At 40.8% G+C, this 20,892-nt stretch carries 13 protein-coding genes; 11 read left to right on the forward strand and 2 right to left on the reverse strand.

The annotated features are described in order from the left end of the window. Nucleotides 1–145 precede the first annotated feature (145 nt). The 11 genes from CA2015_RS18380 (at nt 146) to CA2015_RS18430 (ending at nt 18,822) form a co-directional block, all read left to right on the forward strand. Nucleotides 146–3,595, forward strand: a complete 3,450-nt coding sequence (locus CA2015_RS18380) for a TonB-dependent receptor (RefSeq protein ID WP_084011886.1) — start codon at nt 146–148, stop codon at nt 3,593–3,595. A gap of 11 nt (nt 3,596–3,606) precedes the next feature. After that, entirely contained in the window at nt 3,607–5,232 is a 1,626-nt protein-coding gene (locus tag CA2015_RS18385; RefSeq protein ID WP_048643220.1) for a RagB/SusD family nutrient uptake outer membrane protein, read from the forward strand. Nucleotides 5,233–5,329: 97 nt separating this feature from the next. Further along, on the forward strand, nt 5,330–6,919 hold the full coding sequence (locus CA2015_RS18390) for a hypothetical protein (RefSeq protein WP_048643221.1): 1,590 nt from the start codon (nt 5,330–5,332) through the stop codon (nt 6,917–6,919). A 105-nt stretch (nt 6,920–7,024) separates the two neighbouring features. Further along, nucleotides 7,025–8,563, forward strand: coding sequence for a hypothetical protein (locus CA2015_RS18395; protein ID WP_048643222.1), 1,539 nt, complete (start codon nt 7,025–7,027; stop codon nt 8,561–8,563). Between the two features lie 49 nt (nt 8,564–8,612). Beyond that, nucleotides 8,613–10,085: a hypothetical protein gene (locus tag CA2015_RS18400; RefSeq protein ID WP_053086709.1), complete on the forward strand. Its 1,473-nt coding sequence runs from the start codon at nt 8,613–8,615 to the stop codon at nt 10,083–10,085. A 24-nt stretch (nt 10,086–10,109) separates the two neighbouring features. Beyond that, on the forward strand, nt 10,110–11,609 hold the full coding sequence (locus CA2015_RS18405; protein WP_048643223.1) for a hypothetical protein: 1,500 nt from the start codon (nt 10,110–10,112) through the stop codon (nt 11,607–11,609). Between the two features lie 50 nt (nt 11,610–11,659). After that, nucleotides 11,660–14,686, forward strand: coding sequence for a PVC-type heme-binding CxxCH protein (locus CA2015_RS18410; protein WP_048643224.1), 3,027 nt, complete (start codon nt 11,660–11,662; stop codon nt 14,684–14,686). Between the two features lie 37 nt (nt 14,687–14,723). Then, nucleotides 14,724–15,572, forward strand: a complete 849-nt coding sequence (locus CA2015_RS18415; RefSeq protein ID WP_048643225.1) for a sugar phosphate isomerase/epimerase family protein — start codon at nt 14,724–14,726, stop codon at nt 15,570–15,572. A 25-nt stretch (nt 15,573–15,597) separates the two neighbouring features. After that, nucleotides 15,598–16,512, forward strand: a complete 915-nt coding sequence (locus tag CA2015_RS18420) for a hydroxypyruvate isomerase family protein (RefSeq protein ID WP_048643226.1) — start codon at nt 15,598–15,600, stop codon at nt 16,510–16,512. A gap of 13 nt (nt 16,513–16,525) precedes the next feature. Next, nucleotides 16,526–18,016: a hypothetical protein gene (locus CA2015_RS18425; RefSeq protein ID WP_084011888.1), complete on the forward strand. Its 1,491-nt coding sequence runs from the start codon at nt 16,526–16,528 to the stop codon at nt 18,014–18,016. Nucleotides 18,017–18,192: 176 nt separating this feature from the next. Beyond that, the gene (locus CA2015_RS18430) at nt 18,193–18,822 is read left to right on the forward strand and encodes a transposase (RefSeq protein WP_048643227.1); all 630 of its coding nucleotides are present in this window, start codon (nt 18,193–18,195) and stop codon (nt 18,820–18,822) included. Nucleotides 18,823–19,071: 249 nt separating this feature from the next. Here the strand turns inward: CA2015_RS18430 and CA2015_RS18435 are convergent, their stop codons facing one another. Both CA2015_RS18435 and CA2015_RS18440 read right to left on the reverse strand, forming a co-directional pair. Beyond that, the gene (locus CA2015_RS18435; RefSeq protein WP_048643228.1) at nt 19,072–20,145 is read right to left on the reverse strand and encodes a hypothetical protein; all 1,074 of its coding nucleotides are present in this window, start codon (nt 20,143–20,145) and stop codon (nt 19,072–19,074) included. Between the two features lie 5 nt (nt 20,146–20,150). Continuing rightward, nucleotides 20,151–20,771: an ATP-binding cassette domain-containing protein gene (locus CA2015_RS18440; RefSeq protein ID WP_048643229.1), complete on the reverse strand. Its 621-nt coding sequence runs from the start codon at nt 20,769–20,771 to the stop codon at nt 20,151–20,153. Between the last annotated feature and the right edge of the window lie 121 nt (nt 20,772–20,892).

Raw genomic sequence — 20,892 nt, forward strand, 5'->3', positions numbered from 1 at the left:
GCTAATGATATGGAAAAAATTGACTCTGGTTAGAAATCAAAGCGCAGGGCCCATTCTGGGGGGAATGAAACCCTGCTTTGAGTAGCCTACCACCAAAGGAGGGAGGCAATAGTTAAGTCGTCTAAAACTTAAACCATACAATATTATGAATAAATATATACTGAGACAACTTATTATGGTGTCCAAAAGATTATTTTATGGCTTTACCATTCAATTGATTTTCTGCACTGTATTGATGGCTAATACCGGCAATGCACAGAGGAAAACTATTGATGAAGTCAAAGTGTCACTAGATTTAAAGGAGAAAACTTTGTTGCGGTTTTTTAAAAACATAGAAGCTAAAACTGATTTTAAGTTTACCTACAATGATGACATGATCAGTTTAAATCAAAAAGTGACCATCAGCCAGAGAAACACTTCAGTTTACAAAGTTCTGGAGAATGTTGCCCGGCAAACTCAGCTGAGTTTCACTCAGGTAAACGACAATATTCATGTCCGCTTAAGTGCTAAAGAAGGAGCAACTGAAAAGGTTGACATAGCCGCAATAGCAGATGTGAGAGTTACAGGTAAGGTAGTAGATCAAAATGGAGAACCACTACCAGGGGTTACCATAGCCATTCCAGGCACTACTACAGGCACTGCCTCAGATATTGACGGAAATTATTCAATAACGGTTCCTGAAGGTGCCACCCTGGTGTATTCATTTATTGGATTTCAGTCCCAACGAGTAGTTGTAGGACAACAAACAATTATCAATATAACACTAGAAGAGGAAATTGGAGCTTTGGATGAAGTAGTAGTCACAGGCTTTGGTACTCAGAAGAAAGAAAACCTTACGGGAGCCGTTTCAAGTGTAAGTAAGGAAGTACTAGAGAATCGACCCATAACCAATATCGGACAAGGTCTTCAAGGGCAAATCTCCAACCTTAATATTACACAGAATACAGGAACTCCAGGAGGAGGTGCTACTTTTAATGTCCGTGGTTTTACTTCCATAAATGGCGGTTCCCCACTTATCTTGGTAAACAACGTGCCAATGGATGTAAACCTTATCAATCCCAATGATATAGAAAGTATTTCTGTACTTAAAGATGCTGCCTCTGCTGCTATCTATGGCGCAAGAGCAGCCTACGGGGTTATTTTGATTACGACAAAATCAGGAAGTAAAAGTGACAAGCCCTCCATTTCACTTTCTTTCAATACTGCAGTAAATACACCGGTTGTTCAATTTGAGACCATGGATGCCCTGGAGCGAATGAACTACATGAATACCGCCAATATTGCTAGAAACGGTGTGCCTTATTACCAGTTTACAGATGTTTATCAAGACAAAATAATCGCGCATTATAATGATCCTTCCCAACCATCCGCATTCCCTGATCCTCAGAATTCGAATATATGGTTGATGAGTGGTAACACCAACTGGGCAGATGAGCTAATGAGAGACAGTTATCCTATGAGTCAATATACTGCTAGTATAACTGGAGGTGACGATAGGTTTGATTACTATACCTCACTTAATTACCTGTATCAGGAAGGGATAAATAAGCAGTTTGATGAGAAATACAAGCGTTACAATTTCATGACAAATCTGAATTATAAAATTACAGACTGGGCTAAAATTGGAACGAAAATTTCCATGAACAACAGCAACCATATTTTTCCTCCAAATAATTCCACCAATCATTTCCCTGAAGGAAACAGCCCTTTCCAGTGGCACCAATGGGCCAATTGGCCGGTTTATTTTCCAGATGGCAATTATGCTTCAAGTGGCTCTGTTCCTAATACAGTGCAATTTTACAGAGAAGCAGGGCATAGGAAAAGAGAAATTCAAGATACTTGGCTAACAGGCTCCTTACAACTTACTCCTATAAAAAATACCACGATCAATTTTGAATATACATCCAATATTAAGAACACTGAAGAAGAGGATTATTATAAAAAATTGCCAATGTACTTCGTAGATGGTTCGGTAAGTGGTTATTATCCTTTTACGAATCCAAGCCAAGTGACTAAGAGTAATTACAATGATAAATACTATGTGCTCAATGCGTATGCAGATTATGCGAATACCTTTGGTAAGCACGATATTAAAATCATGGGTGGTTTTAATCAAGAAAACCTTGATGCCAGGAATTTCTACTCTAAAAGAGAAAACCTAACTGTTGAGTCTATACCATTTATGAATTTGGCCTATGGAGAGCGTTACGTAGGGGATGGGGCTTCACAATATGCCATAAGAGGTGCTTTTACCCGTTTTAATTATAATTATGATGGGCGATACCTTTTGGAATTTAATGGGCGATATGATGGCTCTTCCAAATTCCCCAAAGCTGACAGATTTGCTTTTTTTCCTTCCCTATCTTTAGGTTGGAGAATTGATAATGAGGAGTTCTTTGGTAATCTGGATAGTACTTTTGACATGATGAAAGTACGGCTTTCCTATGGTAATCTAGGCAACCAAAATGTACCAGGTTATTATCCTTATATAGCGACCTTTAGTGCAGGAACAGTCAACTACTTGTTGAATGATGACAGACCTTTGACAGTGTATGCTCCAGGTTTGGTAAGTCCTACTTTAACTTGGGAGACTGTAACGCAAAGAAACTTTGGAATGGATTTCACCCTATACCAAAACCGGTTGAATGCTTCTTTCGACGTATACCGTAGGGATACAAAAAACATGTTGACAAGGTCTCAAACACTTCCGGCTGTACTAGCAGAAAGTGAGCCCAGAGAAAATGCGGCGGATTTGAAAACCACAGGCTGGGACTTGACAATAGGTTGGAGGCAACAAAGCAATGACTTAAGGTGGGGTGTTAATTTCATTTTCTCTGATTATACTTCTGAGATTACCAGGTTTAGCAATCCTGTAGGATTAATCTCTGACTACTATGAGGGAATGCAAATAGGAGAGATCTGGGGTTATACTACAACAGGAATTGCCCAAACAGATGCAGAAGCCCAAGAATTGGACCACAGTAACCTAGTAGGAATAGAAAGAAAAGCAGGAGATTTATTGTTTGCTGATCTTGACAATGATGGCAAGATTTCTCCTGGCAATGGAACCTTAGAAAATCCTGGAGACAGAAGAATTATAGGTAACAATACCCCGAGATACAGCTTTGGCGTGAAGACAGATCTTCAGTGGAAGAATTTTGATCTTGATGTGTTTTTCCAAGGCGTAGCCAAACGTGATGTTTGGTTAAGTAATAACTTTTGGTTAGGTGGCTATACCAGTGAGTGGAATGCGCACAATAAATTACTTTCGGATTTTTGGACCCCAGAAAATCCTGATGCTTACTTTCCAAGACCAATGGTCTCAGGTGGTTCTGATGTTACCGCTGTTCAAACCAGATTTCTTCAAAACGCTTCTTATTTAAGATTAAAGCAGTTGACATTGGGTTATACACTTCCTAAGGCTTTGACGCAAAGAGCAAAAATGGAATTGGTTAGGGTGTATGTATCAGGAAATAATATCTGGGAAGTTACAGGTATTCACGAGTACAAGAATTTATCTGACCCTGAAATGAATGGGGCCCAATATTACCCAATTTACAGGTCATTTTCTTTAGGTGCTAATATCAATTTCTAAATAATACTATCGTGAAAAAGATAACTATATATATTTCTGTTTTATTACTTGTAGTAATTTCTGCTTGTAACGATGAATATTTGGAGAGGTATCCCCTGGATCAAATTAGTGACGCCCAGTTTTGGAGCACCTCTACAGATCTTGAGCTTTATGCCAATCAATTTTATATTGACTTGAGAGATCCACAAGTTAATTGGAGAAAAGATGATAAATCGGACAACAATGCCCCTGGTGATAGGAATTCTTACCTTTGGGGTGAATATGTAATACCTGCTACTGGAGGAGGTTGGGGCAAAAGTGATTGGCAACCGATTAGACGTTGCAATTATGCCTTGGCTAGAATAGCAGATATGGAAAAAGATGCCTTGGTCCTGCGGTATGAAGGTGAGATAAGATTTTTCAAATCCTTTTATTACCAAAAGATGATCGAACGTTTTGGAGATGTTCCATGGTATGAAGAGGATTTACAAACAGATTCCGAAGGCTTGGTCAAAGCCAGGGATTCCAGAAAGGTAGTATTTGAAAATATGCTGATGGATTTGGACTTTGCCATTGAGAATTTACCTGAAGAATCGGGTGAAAATCGACTGACCAAATATGTAGCACTTACTTTCAAGGCAGAAGCCTGTCTTTTTGAAGGGACTTTTAGAAAGTATCATGGTTTGGGTGATCATGAAGAGATTTTAGCTGAAGCGGCAGAGGCGGCTGAAGAAGTAATTAACTCTGGTAGATTTAGTCTTTATTCCACAGGTAACCCAGAACAAGATTATTTTGATCTTTTTGTTCAACAAAACCTCACTGGTAATTCAGAAGTCATTTTTTTCCAAAGGTTTATAGAAGGAATCCGCATGCATAATAATGTAAGGTCATTAGGAGAACCACATACAGGTTACACTAAAGACTTTGTACAGTCCTATTTGAGTAAAGATGGACTTCCAATAGCTCTAAGTCCTTTATATCAGGGAGATGAAAATTTTGAGGAAGAGTTTGTAGACAGGGATCCAAGGATGAAACAGTCTATCTATGTTCCAGATCGTCCCTATAGAATTTACTCTGATGGAAGTGTTGATTACCGAACCATGCCTGAATTTGACAATAACTATGTGACAACAAGTTATTACATCACAAAAGGATACTCACCTTATGAGGTGGACAGATTGCAAAATCAAACTACTATTGATGTCTTTACCTATAGGTATGGAAAACTCCTTGTGACCTATGCTGAAGCTAAAGCCGAACTTGGAGAGGCTACGCAGGAGGTATTGGACAATAGCATCAATCTTCTTAGAGACAGAGTAGGAATGCCTCATTTAATGGTTGATGTGGGTTTTGAAGACCCTAATTGGCCGAATTGGGAAGTTCCTGTGACCCCTCTAATCAATGAGATCCGTAGAGAGAGAAGGATTGAAACTGCCGGAGAAGGAACACGATGGGAAGACCTTGTCAGGTGGAAAGCCGGTAAACTCATAGAAAATCCTTTGACATATGTAGGGGCAACGGATCCGGAAACAGGTGAATACAGGGTGATTTATCCTGGCAATACCAGAACATGGAATGACAAATTGTATTTATACCCTATTCCTGTTCAGGAGCTTTCATTAAACCCCCAACTAACCCAAAATCCAGGATGGGAGTAGGAAGAATTAAGTATTTTAAATACAATTAAAAATTCAGTGTGGCAATGACTAAAATTAGTTATTGCTACACTGTTCTTTGGAATCAATTTAGCCTGACATGATTTATTTAAAACACCAAGTCTTAATCCTACTTTTTTTATCTCTTATCTCAATTCAAGGGTATGCACAATCAGAAAATGAAATTAGTTTAAAAGTTGGCTGGTCTACAGCCAACATAACGCCTGATATGCCTGTATTAGTGGCTGGGCAATTTCATGCCAGACTGTCCGAAGGGGTGATGGATCCTGTTACAGCTACAATTTTAGCTCTTGAGTCAGGAGGAGGCGAGAATGCTGAGAAAACAATTTGGATAAGTTGCGATCTGGTGGGAATTAGTGATGGAATGAGGACTACGGCCAATTTACGGGATGAAATAAGAAACAGGGTTATCAAAGCAATTCCTGCTATTAGGCCAGAACAAATAATTGTTAATGCTACCCATACCCATGCGGCACCATACGTGGCATCTACAGCTGCTGTCGAAGACATTTATGGGGTAAGCTTGGAACAAATGGCAGACGGTAAACCAGCAATGTCCCCAGCAGACTATATACCCTTTGCAGCAGACAAAATAGCTGATGGAGTTATTAATGCATGGGAAAATAGGAAACCTGGGGGAATGAGCCTGGGACTTGGACATGCTGTTGTGGGATTAAATAGACTTCAGGCCCTCAAACATGGCAAATCTCGGATGTATGGTAATACCAATTCAACTGAATTTAGTCATATAGAAGGACATGAGGACCATAGCTTAAACCTGATGTATTTCTGGGATATAAATAAGCAATTGACCGGTGTAATTATCAATATAGCATCACCTTCACAAGTAAGTGAACATTCTTACAAATTGTCAGCAGACTTTTGGCATGACACCAAAGAGGCTTTACGAAAAAGTTTAGGTGAATCAGTATATGTTTTGGCACAAGCCAGTGCGGCAGGTGACCAATCTCCTCATGTAATGGTCGGCTCCAAGGCCGAAGAACGGATGCAACAACTCTTAGGCTTTGATGAAGAAGGGACAGGCAGAGGAAGTCTTGGTCAACGCAAGCAAATTGCCAAGCGAATAGCTGATGAAGTCATCGATCTATTTCCAGTCATGAAGGCCAATATAGAATGGTCTCCTGAGTTCAAACATGAAATGAAATTGGTGCCACTTTCCAGACGTCTCCTTAGCAAAGAGGATGTAGCGAAGGCCACTAAGGAGGCTAAAACCTGGAAGTCAGAATATGAAAAATTAAAAGCTGAGCTGCGCGACAATCCCTCAATAATAAAAACGCCAAGGTGGTACAAGGCCATCACTATCAGTTACAGCAAGCTAAGAAGAGGTTTGGTAGTATCTGAAAGGTTTGAGTTGGAAAAAGTCCAGCCTAAAATGCCCATAGAAGTGCATGTTGTAAGGATTGGTGATGCTGTTTTTGCAACAAATCCATTTGAGCTTTACCTTGATTATGGGATGCAAATGAAGGCGCAGAGCCCAGCCATTCAAACTTTTATTGTGCAATTAACAGGATCAGGTTCTTATTTACCTACCAAACGTTCCATAGAAGGAGGTGCTTATGGTGCTGTTCCGGCGAGCACACTTATGGGCCCTAAAGGAGGGGATGAATTGGTAGCTGAAACGCTTTCGATTATTAATACCATGTGGTAAGCTTAACATTACCGCTTTAATCAGAAAAGTTTCAGCCATGGATATAAACCACGGTTTCATATAAAAACGGATCTGATAAATAAATTAAATCATTAATTTATCATTATGGAAAAACAAACGCATATCGATTTTCGAGTTTTAAATTTTAAGAAAAACCTATTTTTAGCCATCTCATTCTTCACTGTTTTTACTGCTTTCCAGTTACTACCAAATAGCGTTTTTGGTCAGGATTTGTTCGTAGGAGCAGCCGCCGTGGACATTACCCCTAAACTACCTGTAGCTGTAGATGGTCAGATGACAGTCCGTATAGCAAAAGTTGCTGAAACCCCATTGACAGCCAATGTCATTGTTTTGGAATCAAAAGGGGAGACCACGACAGTATTGGTATCCTGTGATATGGTAACCATACCCACAGAATTAAAAGAAATGATCCAAAATCAGGTGAAAAAAAGCCTGCCTGGTTTAGATACCAAAAAAATAATAATAAACGCCACCCATACCCACACTGGAGGTGTTGTGAGAGACAATCGATACAATATTCCTGAAGGAGTTACACAGGTAAAGGATTATTTGAAATTTGTGTCAGATAAGGTGGCTAAAACCATTGTTACTGCTTACAATAAACGTGAAAGAGGTAGTGTTTCTTGGGGCATTAGCCATGCAAAAGTAGCCTACAATAGAAGAGCAGTATATGAAGATGGTACAGCTAAAATGTATGGGCGTACTCATGAAGCAAATTTCATTAAAGTCGAAGGCTTTGAAGATCAGGCCATTCAATCTTTGTTTTTTTGGAACCAAAAAGGAGAATTTGTAGCCACTTGTATCAATGTACCTAGTCCGGCACAAATAGTGGAAAATAGGTCTACAGTAAATGCCGACTACTGGCACCCTGTTCGTGAAGGCCTTAAGGAAAAATATGGCCAGCAATTGGTAGTGGCAGGATGGATAGGTGCAGCAGGTGACCAAACGCCTAGACCTAGATATGATGAATTTGCAGAGTGGAGGATGATCGCTTTGCGCAATGAAAAAAAGAGTCCTGATTTTGCTGAACATTCTGGTGATGTAAATTTCAGAAATGAATACCACTTAAATGAGATCGCTGGAAGAATTATATGTGCAGTAGATGAAACCTACGAAACGGTAAAAATTGACAAGCATGATGCTCCTGTGATGAAGCATGAGGTGAATAATATTGAGCTTCCAATGCGCTTGGTGACCGAAACAGAATACAATCATGCGCTAAAAATGAGGGCCGAGGACATGAAAGATACTGAGAGTGCTCAAATATTCAGCCGTAGAATTGTCTGGTACAGCAAAGTAGTAGACCGATATGAAATTCAGAAATCAAATCCACAACCTATGTATCCGGTAGAGCTTCATGCTTTGAGAATTGGTGATGTTGTGGTATGTACCAATCCATTTGAACTATTTACTGAATATGGTATTCAAATGAAAGCAAGAAGCAATGCCATGCAGACCTTTGTGCTTCAATTGGTGGGGCCAGGTAATTACCTACCGACCAAAGAAGCCGTTCGTGGTGGTCATTATTCTGCAATTGTGGAGAGCAACGAAGTAGGTCCTGAAGGAGGACAGATTTTGGTGAACTGGTCTGTAGCAATGATCAATAAGCTTTGGCCGGATTAATCTGGAAAATGATTGGTATTTATAAGCTTCAAATTTGAATTGCAGTAAAATGGTAAAGAAAATTTTCAATAAAATAGCAATAGTTACTTGCTTAACCCTTTTTCTAGTTGCCCCTGTTGTGGCCTCACAACTATATATAGGGGCTAGGACGGTAGACATTACACCAGAATTGCCTGTTGCCGTTACAGGTCAATTCCATCTTAGGATTGCTGAAGTAGCGGAAACCCCATTGACAGCAACAGTATTGGTAATGGAAACCAGAGGAAGCTCAGGAGATCTTGCCATCATCGTTTCATGTGATGCCCTGTATATCCCTACTGATTTGGTTGCACTTGTGAGGCAAAGGGTGAAAAAGCAATTGCCGGAAATAGACGAGAACAAAATTTTCCTCAATGCTACCCATACGCACACAGCACCTGTTTTAGCACTAGAGGGGGAATATTTGATTCCTAAAACAGGGGTTACTCAGGTCAAGGATTATCGCAAATTCTTTGTGGATAAAGTGAGCACTGCCATTGTTGAAGCTTGGAGCGACAGGGCTCCAGGATCTGTGGCTTGGGGAATGGGCTATGCTGTGGCAGGTTATAATAGACGAATAGTTTATTCGGATGGTACTTCCGGCATGAGTAGTAAAACCAATTTACCTGAATTTAGAAGTTTTGAAGGTTCAGAGGACCACAATGTCAATACATTATTTTTTTGGGATGAAAAGGGTAAGTTAGTATCCATGGTTGTAGGGGTAGCAAGTCCTTCTCAGGAAGTGGAAGGCCGCTATGCTGTCAATGCAGATTACTGGCATCCGGTACGAGAAGGCCTTAAGGAAAAATATGGAAAGGATGTGAATGTATTGGGATGGGCCGCTGCTGCAGGTGACATTACGCCCCATATGAGGTACAGAAAAGATGCCGATGACAGGATGCGAAACCTGAGAAAGCTTAGCAGAACAGAAGAACTGGCTCGAAGAATAATTCTGGCAGTAGATGAATCTTTTGACGCAGTGTCAGAAGAAAGGCATTCAGCGCCCTTGTTTGAGCATCATGTAGAGGAATTGCCATTACCTGAGAGATGGGTCACTGAAAAAAACTATTTGGAAGCTAAAGCTTTTGTCAAAAATGCAAAAGAACAAATAGCCGAGGATCCCAAGGCAGCGGATGCACTTTACCGCATGATGAACTGGCAGGAAAGAACGGTGAAACGCTACGAGAAGCAATTGGAAAACCCAAAACAATTGTATTCAATGGACCTTCATGTAATCAGGTTGGGAGACATCGCCATCTGTACCAATGAATTCGAACTGTTTTCGGACTTTGGCATTCGAATGATTGCCAGAAGCAAAGCTTTGCAAACTTTCGTGATACAGCTTGCCGGAAGCTCAGATTGGGGTTCTTATTTACCGACACAGCGTGCCGTAAATGGTGGGGCTTATAGTGCAATCATCCATAGCAATATAGTAGGTCCCGAAGGAGGACAGGTATTGGTAGACAGGACCGTGCAGGTGATTGATAAATTGTGGAACAAATAAGTTAAATAGTTAAACAATAATATTATGGTGAGATTATGTGTGTTACTGGCCATGGCCTTTTGGTTGAATGGGCCATTACAAGCCAATGATCTGTATCTGGGAGCAGCTACAGCAGACATTAGCCCCGAGTTACCCGTGGCACTTATGGGCCAGTTTCATATGAGAATTGCAGAAACGGCGGACACCCCTTTGTATGCAGGTATAGTGGCCATTGAATCAAGAGATGGTCAGGCTGGATTGGATACCGCAGTTTTTGTTTCCTGTGACTTGGTGTATATTTCTGCCCGTTTGCGCCAGGAGCTTAGGGATGAAGTTGCCAAACGAATTCCTGGCTTTAATGTAAACAAAATCATCGTAAGTGCAACCCACACCCATACTGCACCGGTTTTGGAGGATGATTTGGAAGAATCTTCCTTTATCTACCCTATACCTGAACAAGGAGTGACCAAGGTGAAGGATTACAGGGCATTATTTGTAAGAAATGTAGCAGATGGCATTGTTGAAGCTTGGGAAAATCGTAGCAAAGGAAGCGTAACCTGGGGGATGGAACGTACAGCGGTAGGTTACAATCGACGAACGGTCTACAAAGACGGTACCAGTGTAATGTATGGGAATACCAACAAAGACGAATTTCAAAACCTTGAAGGTTATGAAGACCATGACATGAATGCTTTGTTCTTCTGGAACGATGCGGATGAGTTGTTGGCAATGAGTGTAGATGTAGCCTGTCCTGCACAGGAGTTTGAGCATAAAACTACTGTGAATGCAGATTATTGGCATCCAGTAAGAGAAAAACTAAAAGCGCGCTTTGGAAATGAGGTAAGTGTATTGGGATGGATAGGCGCTGCCGGAGACCAATCACCACATAGTATGTACCGAAAAGCCGGTTTGGCAAGAATGGAGAAGCTTTCTCAAAAGACCCGTATGGATGACATCGCTGAACGCATTATCAGGGCAGTGGAAAACACCTATGAAATCGTGAAAAATGACCGTCATAGTAATGTTGCCTTTTTTCACGAAACTGAAAACCTGGAACTTCCTATGCGAATCATCACCGAAGAAGAATACATTGAATCGGAGAAAGTAGTCAAAGATTGTCAGGATCAAATTGCAGCAGATCCTAGTAAAAAGCCATTGCTTTATGCAAAGATGACTTGGTTTGGAGATGTCTTAAAAAGGTACAAAGCACAGCAGAAAAATCCTGAAGCGACCTATGCATCAGAGATTCATGTTCTAAGAATTGGAGACGCCGCCATCGCTACCAATCAATTTGAATTGTTTACCGATTATGGTATCCGCATTCAAGCTAGAAGCAAAGCCATTCAAACCTTTGTCATACAGCTGGCTGGCCCGGGCACCTATTTACCTACCGAAAAGGCCATTGCTGGTGGAGGCTATAGTGCAGTTTGCCAAAGTAATGTAGTTGGTGCTGAAGGCGGGCAACTTTTAGTTGATCGTACCATCGAAATTATAGATAGTTTTTGGGAGGAAAAAGAGGAAGTTCGCCTAAAGAAAAAATTATAAGTTCATCCATCTACAAACCTTAGCCAATGGAGCTTTTACCCTAATAAATAATGAAACAAACAATACTTAGTAATACGTTTACTTTTTTATGCCTTACCGCTGTCTGCTGCCTGCCTGGTTGTGGAGAGAAAGGGGCCAATTCGGCTTCAGATGGATCCATTGCTCCAGAGGATGCTATTGCTTCTTTTGAGCTTGCACCTGGTTTTCAAATGGAGATAATAGCCAATGAACCCATGGTAATGGATCCCGTGGACATGGAAATAGATGAATTTGGGAGAATGTACGTGGTGGAAATGCCAGGATACCCCATTGATAAAAGTGGTACCGGAAGGATCGCATTGTTGTCCGATACAGATGAAGATGGGGTAATGGACCAGCGAACAATCTTCGCGGACAACCTGGTATTGCCTAATGGTATTTTGAGATGGAAAAAGGGAGTTTTGGTAACAGATGCCCCAGATGTTTTGTACTTGGAAGATACCGATGGGGACGGGGTGGCTGATATTCGGGAAACCATAATGACCGGATTCTCCTTGTCCAATCCACATGTAAATGTCAACAATCCTGTTTATGGAATAGACAATTGGATCCATTTATCTCACCTGGGGCATATTGGTACAAGAAAATATGAGGCTGAGTTTGGTGACAAAGGTTCCGCCATTGTTTTTCCCAACACCCCTGAAGGTACAGAACTACCTAAAAATGCCAATGGCCATTCTGTTAGATTTAAACCTGATATTCAGGTGGCAGAGTTGGCTTCCACACGTTCCCAGTTTGGCCATACCTTTGACCGTTGGGGGAGGTATTTATTGACACACAATCAAAACCATATTTACCACGAAGTCATTGCCGCACCTTACCTTTCCCGAAACCCAGGCTTACTCGTTTCCAACGCAAGTGAATCCATCTCGGATCATGGAAAGGAAACAGAAGTCTTTCAAATAACCACTAACCCAGATCGTCAGCTTTTTACCCCAGTTGGGCTGACGACTTCTTCCAGTGGTATTACGGCCTATCTTGGCGGTGCGTTTGCAGCCCCATTTGACAAGGCAGTTTTTGTGGCTGAATCCGTGAGTAACTTGGTGCATGTGGATATTTTGAAGGAGAAAGGGGCTACTTTCGTTGCCGAAAGGTTGAGAGATAACAAAGAATTTTTGGCCTCAAAAGATTCTTGGTCCAGACCAGTAAACATGTATGTAGGCCCTGATGGTGCATTGTATGTGTTGGATTATTATCGTAGAATTATTGAGCATCCCGAGTGGATGTCTGATGAAGCTGTTGCTGCTGGTGGGCTTTCTGATGGAGTAGGGATGGGGAGAATTTTTAGAATTACCCCCGAGGGAGCTGGAAAAGCAGATTGGTCTTCAGGTTTAACATTAGGCAAGGAAAGTCCTCAGGAATGGGTTCAACATCTTGCCAGTAAAAACAATTGGTGGAGAAACAATGCGCAAAGACTCTTGGTTACCGCCCAAAGTCAGGAGGTAATTCCAGATTTGGAAAAGATGGCCAAAAATCAAGATTCGGCCGAAGGACGATTGCATGCTTTGTGGACTTTAGAGGGTTTGAAAGGCCTAAGTACTGAGCTTATCATCGATGCGCTAAATGATCCTGAAGCAGGTGTTAGGGAAAATGCCATCAAGCTTGCTGAAATGCACCTCAGCGAATCCAATGATTTAATTACCGAATTATTAAAATTAAAAACAGACCCCAATGCCAGGGTAAGGTTTCAACTACTCTGTACCTTAGGATTTATTGATACCCCTGAAGCGACGAAAGTTGCTGAAGAATTGCTGTTTCAGGACTTGTCAGATGAATGGGTTCAGATAGCAGCCCTGTCGGCATCTTCCTCTCAAAACATGCCTTTGCTTCGCACAGTGCTCAGCCGTTTTGACAAGGATCAACCTGCTTATGGTAGTCTGATTAGGCGATTAACGGCCATGATTACTGCAAATGAAAATGATGGAGAAGCAGAAAACATGCTGCAAAAAGCCCTGGACTTATCAGGAAATAAAGGATGGGAAGCCGCAGTGCTGAATGGCATAGCCGATGGTGTCAAACGAAATGAAGAGAATGAGGAGATTTTGACAAATTATCTGGATAAAATTGTACTGGCCTTTTTTGAGCACCCGGATGCTAAGCTTAGAAAATCTGCTTTGAACTTGATTAAAACCTTGGATTTCAAGGACGAGAACTTGCTTCAAGCCAGCATGGACAAAGCCATGGCTATAGCTACTGATCAGTCTATTCCTGAGAGCCGAAGAGCAGAAGTCTTAAGGTTCTTACCAGAGGGAAATGTAAGCCCTTATGCCGGACAGTTAAAAGGAATTATTGCTACTACTGAACCGATTGTATTGCAAATCGCAGCCATGCAAGCCTTGGGGAATATTAAAGGAACAGAAGTGCCTGAATATGTTCTTGCCAAATGGAATTCCCTGACCCCTGAAATAAGGGATGTTGCATTGGGAACCTTTATGAGCGAATCCGAGCGGGTCAAATTATTGCTTGAGGCGCTAAAAGATGGTGAAATTCCCACAGCAGCGATTGGCTGGAAAATGAGGGTAAGGCTTATGAACAATGGTGATGAAGCCACGCGTAATTTTGCAAGAGAACTATTGACTAAGGATGAAGGAGAGGAAATCAATAAGCGGTACCAGAAGGCTTTGGAAATAAATGGAGATCCTATTGCCGGAAAATCAGTGTACATAGAAAATTGTGCCCTTTGCCACCAATTTAGAGGAAAAAGTGGAGTGGCTTTTGGACCTGATCTTGGAACATTGCACAACTGGCATCCAAAAGACCTTATGGCCAATATTCTGGATCCCAATTTATCTATCGCTCCAGGCTTTGATTTATGGGAAGTGATGCTTAAAGATGGAGAAACCATACAGGGGATGATCATGAATGAAACTTCAGCGGCGATAAGTCTAAGGATTTCCCCAGGTGTAGAAAAAACCATAAACAGGCAGGACATAGAATCCATAACAGGAATGCAACTGTCGTTGATGCCAGGCTTGGCTGAACAGCTCGACCAGCAAAAAATCGCTGACCTGATGGCCTTTATTAGAAATTCAGAATAAAGAGAAAATTTATACATCATTAGTAAAATAGAAGACTATGTTAAAAAAATATTGGGTGTTTATGGCTTTGCCAGTACTCTTGCTTGGTTTGGCAAGCATGGTGAAAAATCCTGCACAGGAATGGTCAGTTAGAAAAAGTGACTGGAACATCGGCGTGGCCTTGTATTCCTTCAATAGGTTTCCTTTTCCTACCACATTGGAAAAGGCAAAAACTGCGGGAGTAAAATTTGTGGAAGGCTTTGATTTTCACAAGTTAGGTTCAGATTTTGGTGATAAAACCATGAATGAACTGGTACCTTCAGATGCGAAAAAAGTTAGAAAACTTTTGAAGCAGAATGGGTTGAAGATGAAATCCATGTATGTGGGCAAAGCACAAGACAAAGAAGGTTGGGAAAAAGCTTTTGAGTTGGCTAAATCCTTGAAAATTGAATACCTGGTAGCTGAACCTAAAAGAGAGCATTGGGACATGGTGGATAAACTTGCCGGAGAGTATAAGATCAAAATAGCCTTGCACCAGCATTCAAGGGAGGCCGGAAGTATTTACTGGCATCCGGATTCAGTCCTATCCGCCATCAAGAACCATCCGAATTTCGGGGCCTGTGGAGATTTGGGACATTGGACTAGAAGTGGTCTTGAAGCTGTAGAAAGCCTTAAAAAGCTGGAAGGCCATTTGATCAGCATTCACCTTAAGGACCTTGATGCTTCCAAACAATCCGCTAAGGATGTGATGGTAGGTGAAGGAGTGATTGACTTTGAAGGTGTGGTTCAAGAGCTTCAAAGGCAGCGATTTGATGGGGAAGTCTATGCGGAATGTGAACATAAAATGGAGGATAATCTTGAAGATGTCACCCATGCTGTCAAGTATTTTGGCAACCTGACTCCTTGATTTAAACCCAAAATAAACCAATACTATGAAACGGAGAACTTTTTTTAAGAATAGCCTTGTTGCAGGTGCCGCTACTTTTGCGGGGCTTAGTTTGCCATTAGGTAGAGAAGCTGTAGCAAAGGCCAGTCCTTTTAATATGAAATTTTCACCCGATTTTGGGCTGTTTGCCGATGTGGCCGGAAAGGCGCCGGAAGACCAGATAAGGTGGGGGCATGACAATGGATTTCACGCATGGGAATGCACCTTTTTGCAAAGACGTCCATTGGAAGAACAAAACAAGATCAGTAACACCCTCCAAAAACTGGGGATGGATTTCGGACAGTTTGTAGGGACCATGGATTTCAAGCAGGTAACCTTTGCTGGACGGGATGAAAGCATCAGAGACAATGTGCTTAAAGAAGTCAGGGCTTCTGTGGAAGTTGCCAAGCGGATGAACACCAAATTTATTCACAATGTACTTGGAATGGCTGATCCAAGATTACCCTGGGACTTTCAATTGGCCAATGCCACAGAGCTCTTGAAGCGGGTTGCCGAAATCTACGAACCCCATGGATTGGTAATGGTAATGGAAACCATGAACCATAAAATAAACCATCCTGGCATGTTTCTACATTCTTTGCCACAGTCCTATGCCATGGCCAAGGCTGTGGATAGTCCTAGTGTGAAATTACTTTGTGACGTGTACCATGTGCAGATTCAGGAAGGGAATTTAATACCTAGCATTGATTATGCCTGGGATCAAATTGCCTATTTTCAGATAGGTGACACACCTGGTCGTTTTGAACCCATGTCTGGGGAAATCAATTACAAAAATTTATTGCAACATATCTGGGACAAAGGATATAGAGGCTTTTTAGGCCTTGAACATAGTTCTAGAATGCCAGGAAAAGCTGGCGATTTGGCTGTTCTGGAAGCCTACAAACAAGTTGACCCATCTTAAATATTAATAAGCTATGAAAAAGATTCTATCAAAAGATTTTATGCTGTTCGGGAGGAACATAAGGCTACACGGATTGACCATTTGTATGGTGTTTTTGACCTACATGGTTTGTGTCCCCGCATTTTCTCAAGGGAATAGGTCCTTCCAGGCAGGAGCCCACAAGAGTAATATTACCCCTAAATTAGGTGGCCCAATCATTGGGAATTGGAATTCCCCTCCTGCAGAATACGTACATGATGAATTGTATGCCCGAAGTATTGTTATGGATGATGGTGAAACCAAATTGGTAGTGGTAACTGTGGACAATGTAGGGGTCGATCAAAAGGTTTTTGATGCAGCCAAGCAAACCATTGAGGAAGCTACTGGCATTCCTGCATCACATGTCCTAATTGCTTCTACCCATACCCATTCGGCCACAAGTGCCAGGGGAGTAGGAGACAAAGGGAGAGAATGGCATGCTGATGAGCCATTAGATGAATACCAATCCTTTATGGCTTCCAGAATTTCAGATGGAGTACAAATCGCTTTAAGAAACCTTGAGCCTGCTAAGATAGGTTGGGGGTCGGTGGATGTTCCCCAGCATGTATTCAACAGAAGGTGGAAAATGAAACCAGGTACACCTGTGCCAAATCCTTTGGGTGGTACTGATATTGCCAAAATGAATCCAGGCGTAGGTAACCCAGACCTTTTGGAGCCTGCTGGTCCTACAGATCCGGAAGTATCCTACATATCCATTCAAGCAATAGATGGAAGACCTTTGGCTTTACTTGCCAATTATTCCCTTCATTATGTGGGAGGTGTTCCTAAGGGGCATATCTCTGCAGATTATTTTGGTATGTTTGCTGACAAAATACAGGAATTACTGGGCGCTGACCGTCAGAATCCGGGCTTTGTTGCCATGATGTCCAATGGTACTTCAGGCGACATTAACAATATCAACTTTCGTGGACCTAATGTAAAGCATCCTCCCTATGGTAAGATGAAGGTGGTGGCTGATGATGTAGCGAATGCAGTGATGAAAGGTTATCAGGATATCAGCTATCAGGATTGGGTACCATTAAGTGCCAAACAAGCTCAATTAAAACTAAAGGTACGTAGACCTAGTCCCGAATTGGCCAAGTTTGTTGAGGAAGTAAATGCCAGACCAGAGTCAGTAAAAGGAAGGCATAGCCTTGAAAAAACCTATGCCAAGCGGATTAAGCAGATGGAAACTTTCCCGGATGATATTGATGTAATTATTCAAGCTTTTAAAATTGGAGACTTAAGTATTGGCGCCATACCTTTTGAGACCTTTGTAGAGATAGGCTTAGAGTTGAAACAAAAAAGTCCAATGAAAGATCATTTTACCATAGCCTTGGCCAATGGTCTTTATGGTTATCTTCCTACCCCTGCTCAACATAAATTGGGAGGTTATGAAACCTGGCTTTCCACCAATAGGGTAGAAGAAGTAGCTTCTGACAAGATTATTGCACAGTTATTGGATATTTTTAACGATTTGAAATAAGGATATATAAGACATGGATTTAGTCTAGTCTTTTAGATTTAATTCTGAAGCCATGTTATTTTACTTAAAAGAGCTTCAGCACAGAGGGATTTTCTCCTTGTGGTGAAGTTTTTTTGGTTTGTAGGGGTTGAGATTTTTTTGAAAATAATTTGTAGTTTGGATAATATTTGATTTCCATGAGTAAATACAACCCAAATATCCACCATCGCAGGTCTATTCGGTTAAAGGGATACGATTATTCGCAAGCAGGATTGTATTTTATCACAATATGTTGTCAGGACAGGATTTGTCGTTATGGGCAGGTTGAAAATGGCAAAATGAAATTGAATGAATATGGTAAAATCGCACATAATGAATGGTTAAATACACCCAAAATTCGCACAAATGTCGAATTGGGAGAATTTGTAATTATGCCAAACCACATCCACGGCATCATCGAAATACACGATAGGGGCGAATTGAATTCGCCCGTAACCAAAGAATTGAATTCGCCCGCAACCAAAGAATCGCATTCGCCCGTATCCAAAGAATCGCACGAGCGTAAGGGCGTTTGCAATACGCCCCCACACCCCATCCCACAACAGCCACAGCCCCCAAAATCACCATCAAATAATATTGGTGCGATTGTTCGAGGATATAAATCATCTGTTACCAGACAAATTGGGTTGTTGGGGATTAAGGGAAAATTATGGCAACGCAATTATTATGAACACATCATCCGCGATGAAAAAGCATTTCAAAATATATCTGAATACATAAAAAATAATCCGATCAAATGGATGGGTGATAAATTTTATTTGAAATGAACGGGGAAATTCCTGTCTTGGGATAATCTGCAATTCTATATTTATGAGTAGTCCGTTATAATGCGGTAACTAAGGCTTCGGCTCTGCTCAGCCAACGTTTCTGTTTCGCCCATCCAGTTGTAATTTGTAATTACACCTTCTTATCTTTTGGAATTGGTAATTCCATTACCAATTGATAACTGGTTACGATCCGCATACTAAGACTTCGACTCCGCTCAGTCACCCCATCGTTATTCTAATCGGTTTTTTTCATTGCTTATAAGCAGAATGAATGGATACAAGGAAAGCGAACAATCCTAGCCCTGAAATAAGCAGTACAGGAAAACCAAAGATGATCAGGAAAAAAAGGGAAAAGAAGCTAAAAATAGCATTTCTAGGTAAATCTGAAATTTCTTTTGAACTATTGATTATTGCATATAAGCCGAGGTTCAAAGATATAAGCAGTAGTGACAATGAGAGGGCCTGCCCAATATTTGGGAGGTCTGGAAAATGAATTGCCAAATACAAAAGTTCAGCTACAATGATTTGAAGGGTACTGTAAAGGTGTAACCAGGCTTTTCGAAGAAAAGGGCGGGGTAGATTAAGAAAATAGGCTAGTTTACCTTGCTCAAATTCCTTTTTCTCCAACCAGATGGGGAAGTTAATGTAGGCCACACAAAGTAATCCAAATTGCAACCACCTTTCGTCATAGGTATCTGTTGTATAGGAATAAAAGAATAGTTTAAGTAAGATTAATTGGAGGATTTTTGAGGCCAATAAAAGTAGAGGTCTGTTTTCCTTAAGATGAACGAGCAGCCAATAAGCTCTTTTAATAGGGAAGTTTTTTAAACCATACTGTTTTAATGGAATGGGTTTTTGTTCAGGTAAAGCCTGAGAAAGCATTGTAACCAATAAATTCTTATGAGCGAAAAACATAACAGTTAGCAAAAACCAGAGGAAAAATGGTTGATACCAGTAGCCCATTTCTATTGCCAGGTAGGTTAAGAAGGAAGCATAAAAAAGCAGTAACAAGTGGTTACAAATCCAGACACCCAATTGATACCTGGAAAAATCTTTGGCATTAAAAAGTGCCAATTGATGAAATACTCGGTATTTAAGTCCTTGGATTAAATTAATATGGAAGCGGTATTGGAGCAAGCCATAGATCACAAACACTAAAAGTAAGGTAGCAAAAGCAAAGGGATGTTGTAAGATTCTTTCACCAATTTTGATGTGCTGAGGCCCTTCCATTAAAAGCCCAAATACAATAAAGACCACTACAAAAAAACCAAAATAAGCTTTGTAAAATGGGCTGACAAAAGCTTTTACAAATATATTTTTCATAGTAGCTATTGAATTCTTCCCTTAGAAATGGTATGTACAGAGTCAAAAGAGATCAAATTAATAAATTCGGTTTGATGGGAAGAGATCAAAAAATTAACCCCTTCAGTTTTTTTTAGTTTAATTAACTCTATGAGGTTTTCCAGTGAGGACTTGTCAATGGTTGTAAAAGGCTCATCGAGAATGATCAACTTTGGTTGGCCTAAAAAGGCAAGAAGTAATGAGGACTTTTTAAGCATGCCTGATGAATAAGTAGCGACAGGTTGTTCCATAAATTCGGTTACGCCAAAGCTCGATTTTAAACGTTCAATTTGATCCCTTGGAGCTTCTTTTGCTTTGGCAACAAACAGGATGAGCTCACTCAAGCTTAAAAATTCGGGGTAAAGTGGTTCAGCTTCAGCATAATTGACCTTCTTTCGAAATGCCAATGGTTTCTTTTCAAGGTTTAAATCATCCAATAAAATCTCTCCTTGAAAGGTTTGTATGCCTACTATTGCTTTAAAAAGTGTAGATTTTCCCGCTCCATTTTGACCCTGGATCAAATGTATACCTTCATTCAATAGCAGGGAATCAATTTCTAATTGAAACCCTGTAGAATATTTTTTTAAGAAATGTTGAATCTCCAGCATTTTGTTAATTTAAATCTACTTTATCCCATTCTCCCTTAAATTGAATTTTTTAATAGCGGTGTTTTTACCTGAGAAACCATTTGAAAATGAGCTGATTTTCTACAGCATACATCTTTATCAT

The sequence above is a fragment of the Cyclobacterium amurskyense genome, from assembly GCF_001050135.1.
Lineage (GTDB): Bacteria > Bacteroidota > Bacteroidia > Cytophagales > Cyclobacteriaceae > Cyclobacterium > Cyclobacterium amurskyense.

Coding starts and splice junctions, on each gene's coding strand:
- CA2015_RS18435 (WP_048643228.1), bottom strand. CDS start 20,145: ATGAAAAATATATTTGTAAAAGCTTTTGTCAGCCCATTTTACAAAGCT.
- CA2015_RS18410 (WP_048643224.1), top strand. CDS start 11,660: ATGAAACAAACAATACTTAGTAATACGTTTACTTTTTTATGCCTTACC.
- CA2015_RS18420 (WP_048643226.1), top strand. CDS start 15,598: ATGAAACGGAGAACTTTTTTTAAGAATAGCCTTGTTGCAGGTGCCGCT.
- CA2015_RS18415 (WP_048643225.1), top strand. CDS start 14,724: ATGTTAAAAAAATATTGGGTGTTTATGGCTTTGCCAGTACTCTTGCTT.
- CA2015_RS18430 (WP_048643227.1), top strand. CDS start 18,193: ATGAGTAAATACAACCCAAATATCCACCATCGCAGGTCTATTCGGTTA.
- CA2015_RS18425 (WP_084011888.1), top strand. CDS start 16,526: ATGAAAAAGATTCTATCAAAAGATTTTATGCTGTTCGGGAGGAACATA.
- CA2015_RS18380 (WP_084011886.1), top strand. CDS start 146: ATGAATAAATATATACTGAGACAACTTATTATGGTGTCCAAAAGATTA.
- CA2015_RS18395 (WP_048643222.1), top strand. CDS start 7,025: ATGGAAAAACAAACGCATATCGATTTTCGAGTTTTAAATTTTAAGAAA.
- CA2015_RS18440 (WP_048643229.1), bottom strand. CDS start 20,771: ATGCTGGAGATTCAACATTTCTTAAAAAAATATTCTACAGGGTTTCAA.
- CA2015_RS18400 (WP_053086709.1), top strand. CDS start 8,613: ATGGTAAAGAAAATTTTCAATAAAATAGCAATAGTTACTTGCTTAACC.
- CA2015_RS18405 (WP_048643223.1), top strand. CDS start 10,110: ATGGTGAGATTATGTGTGTTACTGGCCATGGCCTTTTGGTTGAATGGG.
- CA2015_RS18390 (WP_048643221.1), top strand. CDS start 5,330: ATGATTTATTTAAAACACCAAGTCTTAATCCTACTTTTTTTATCTCTT.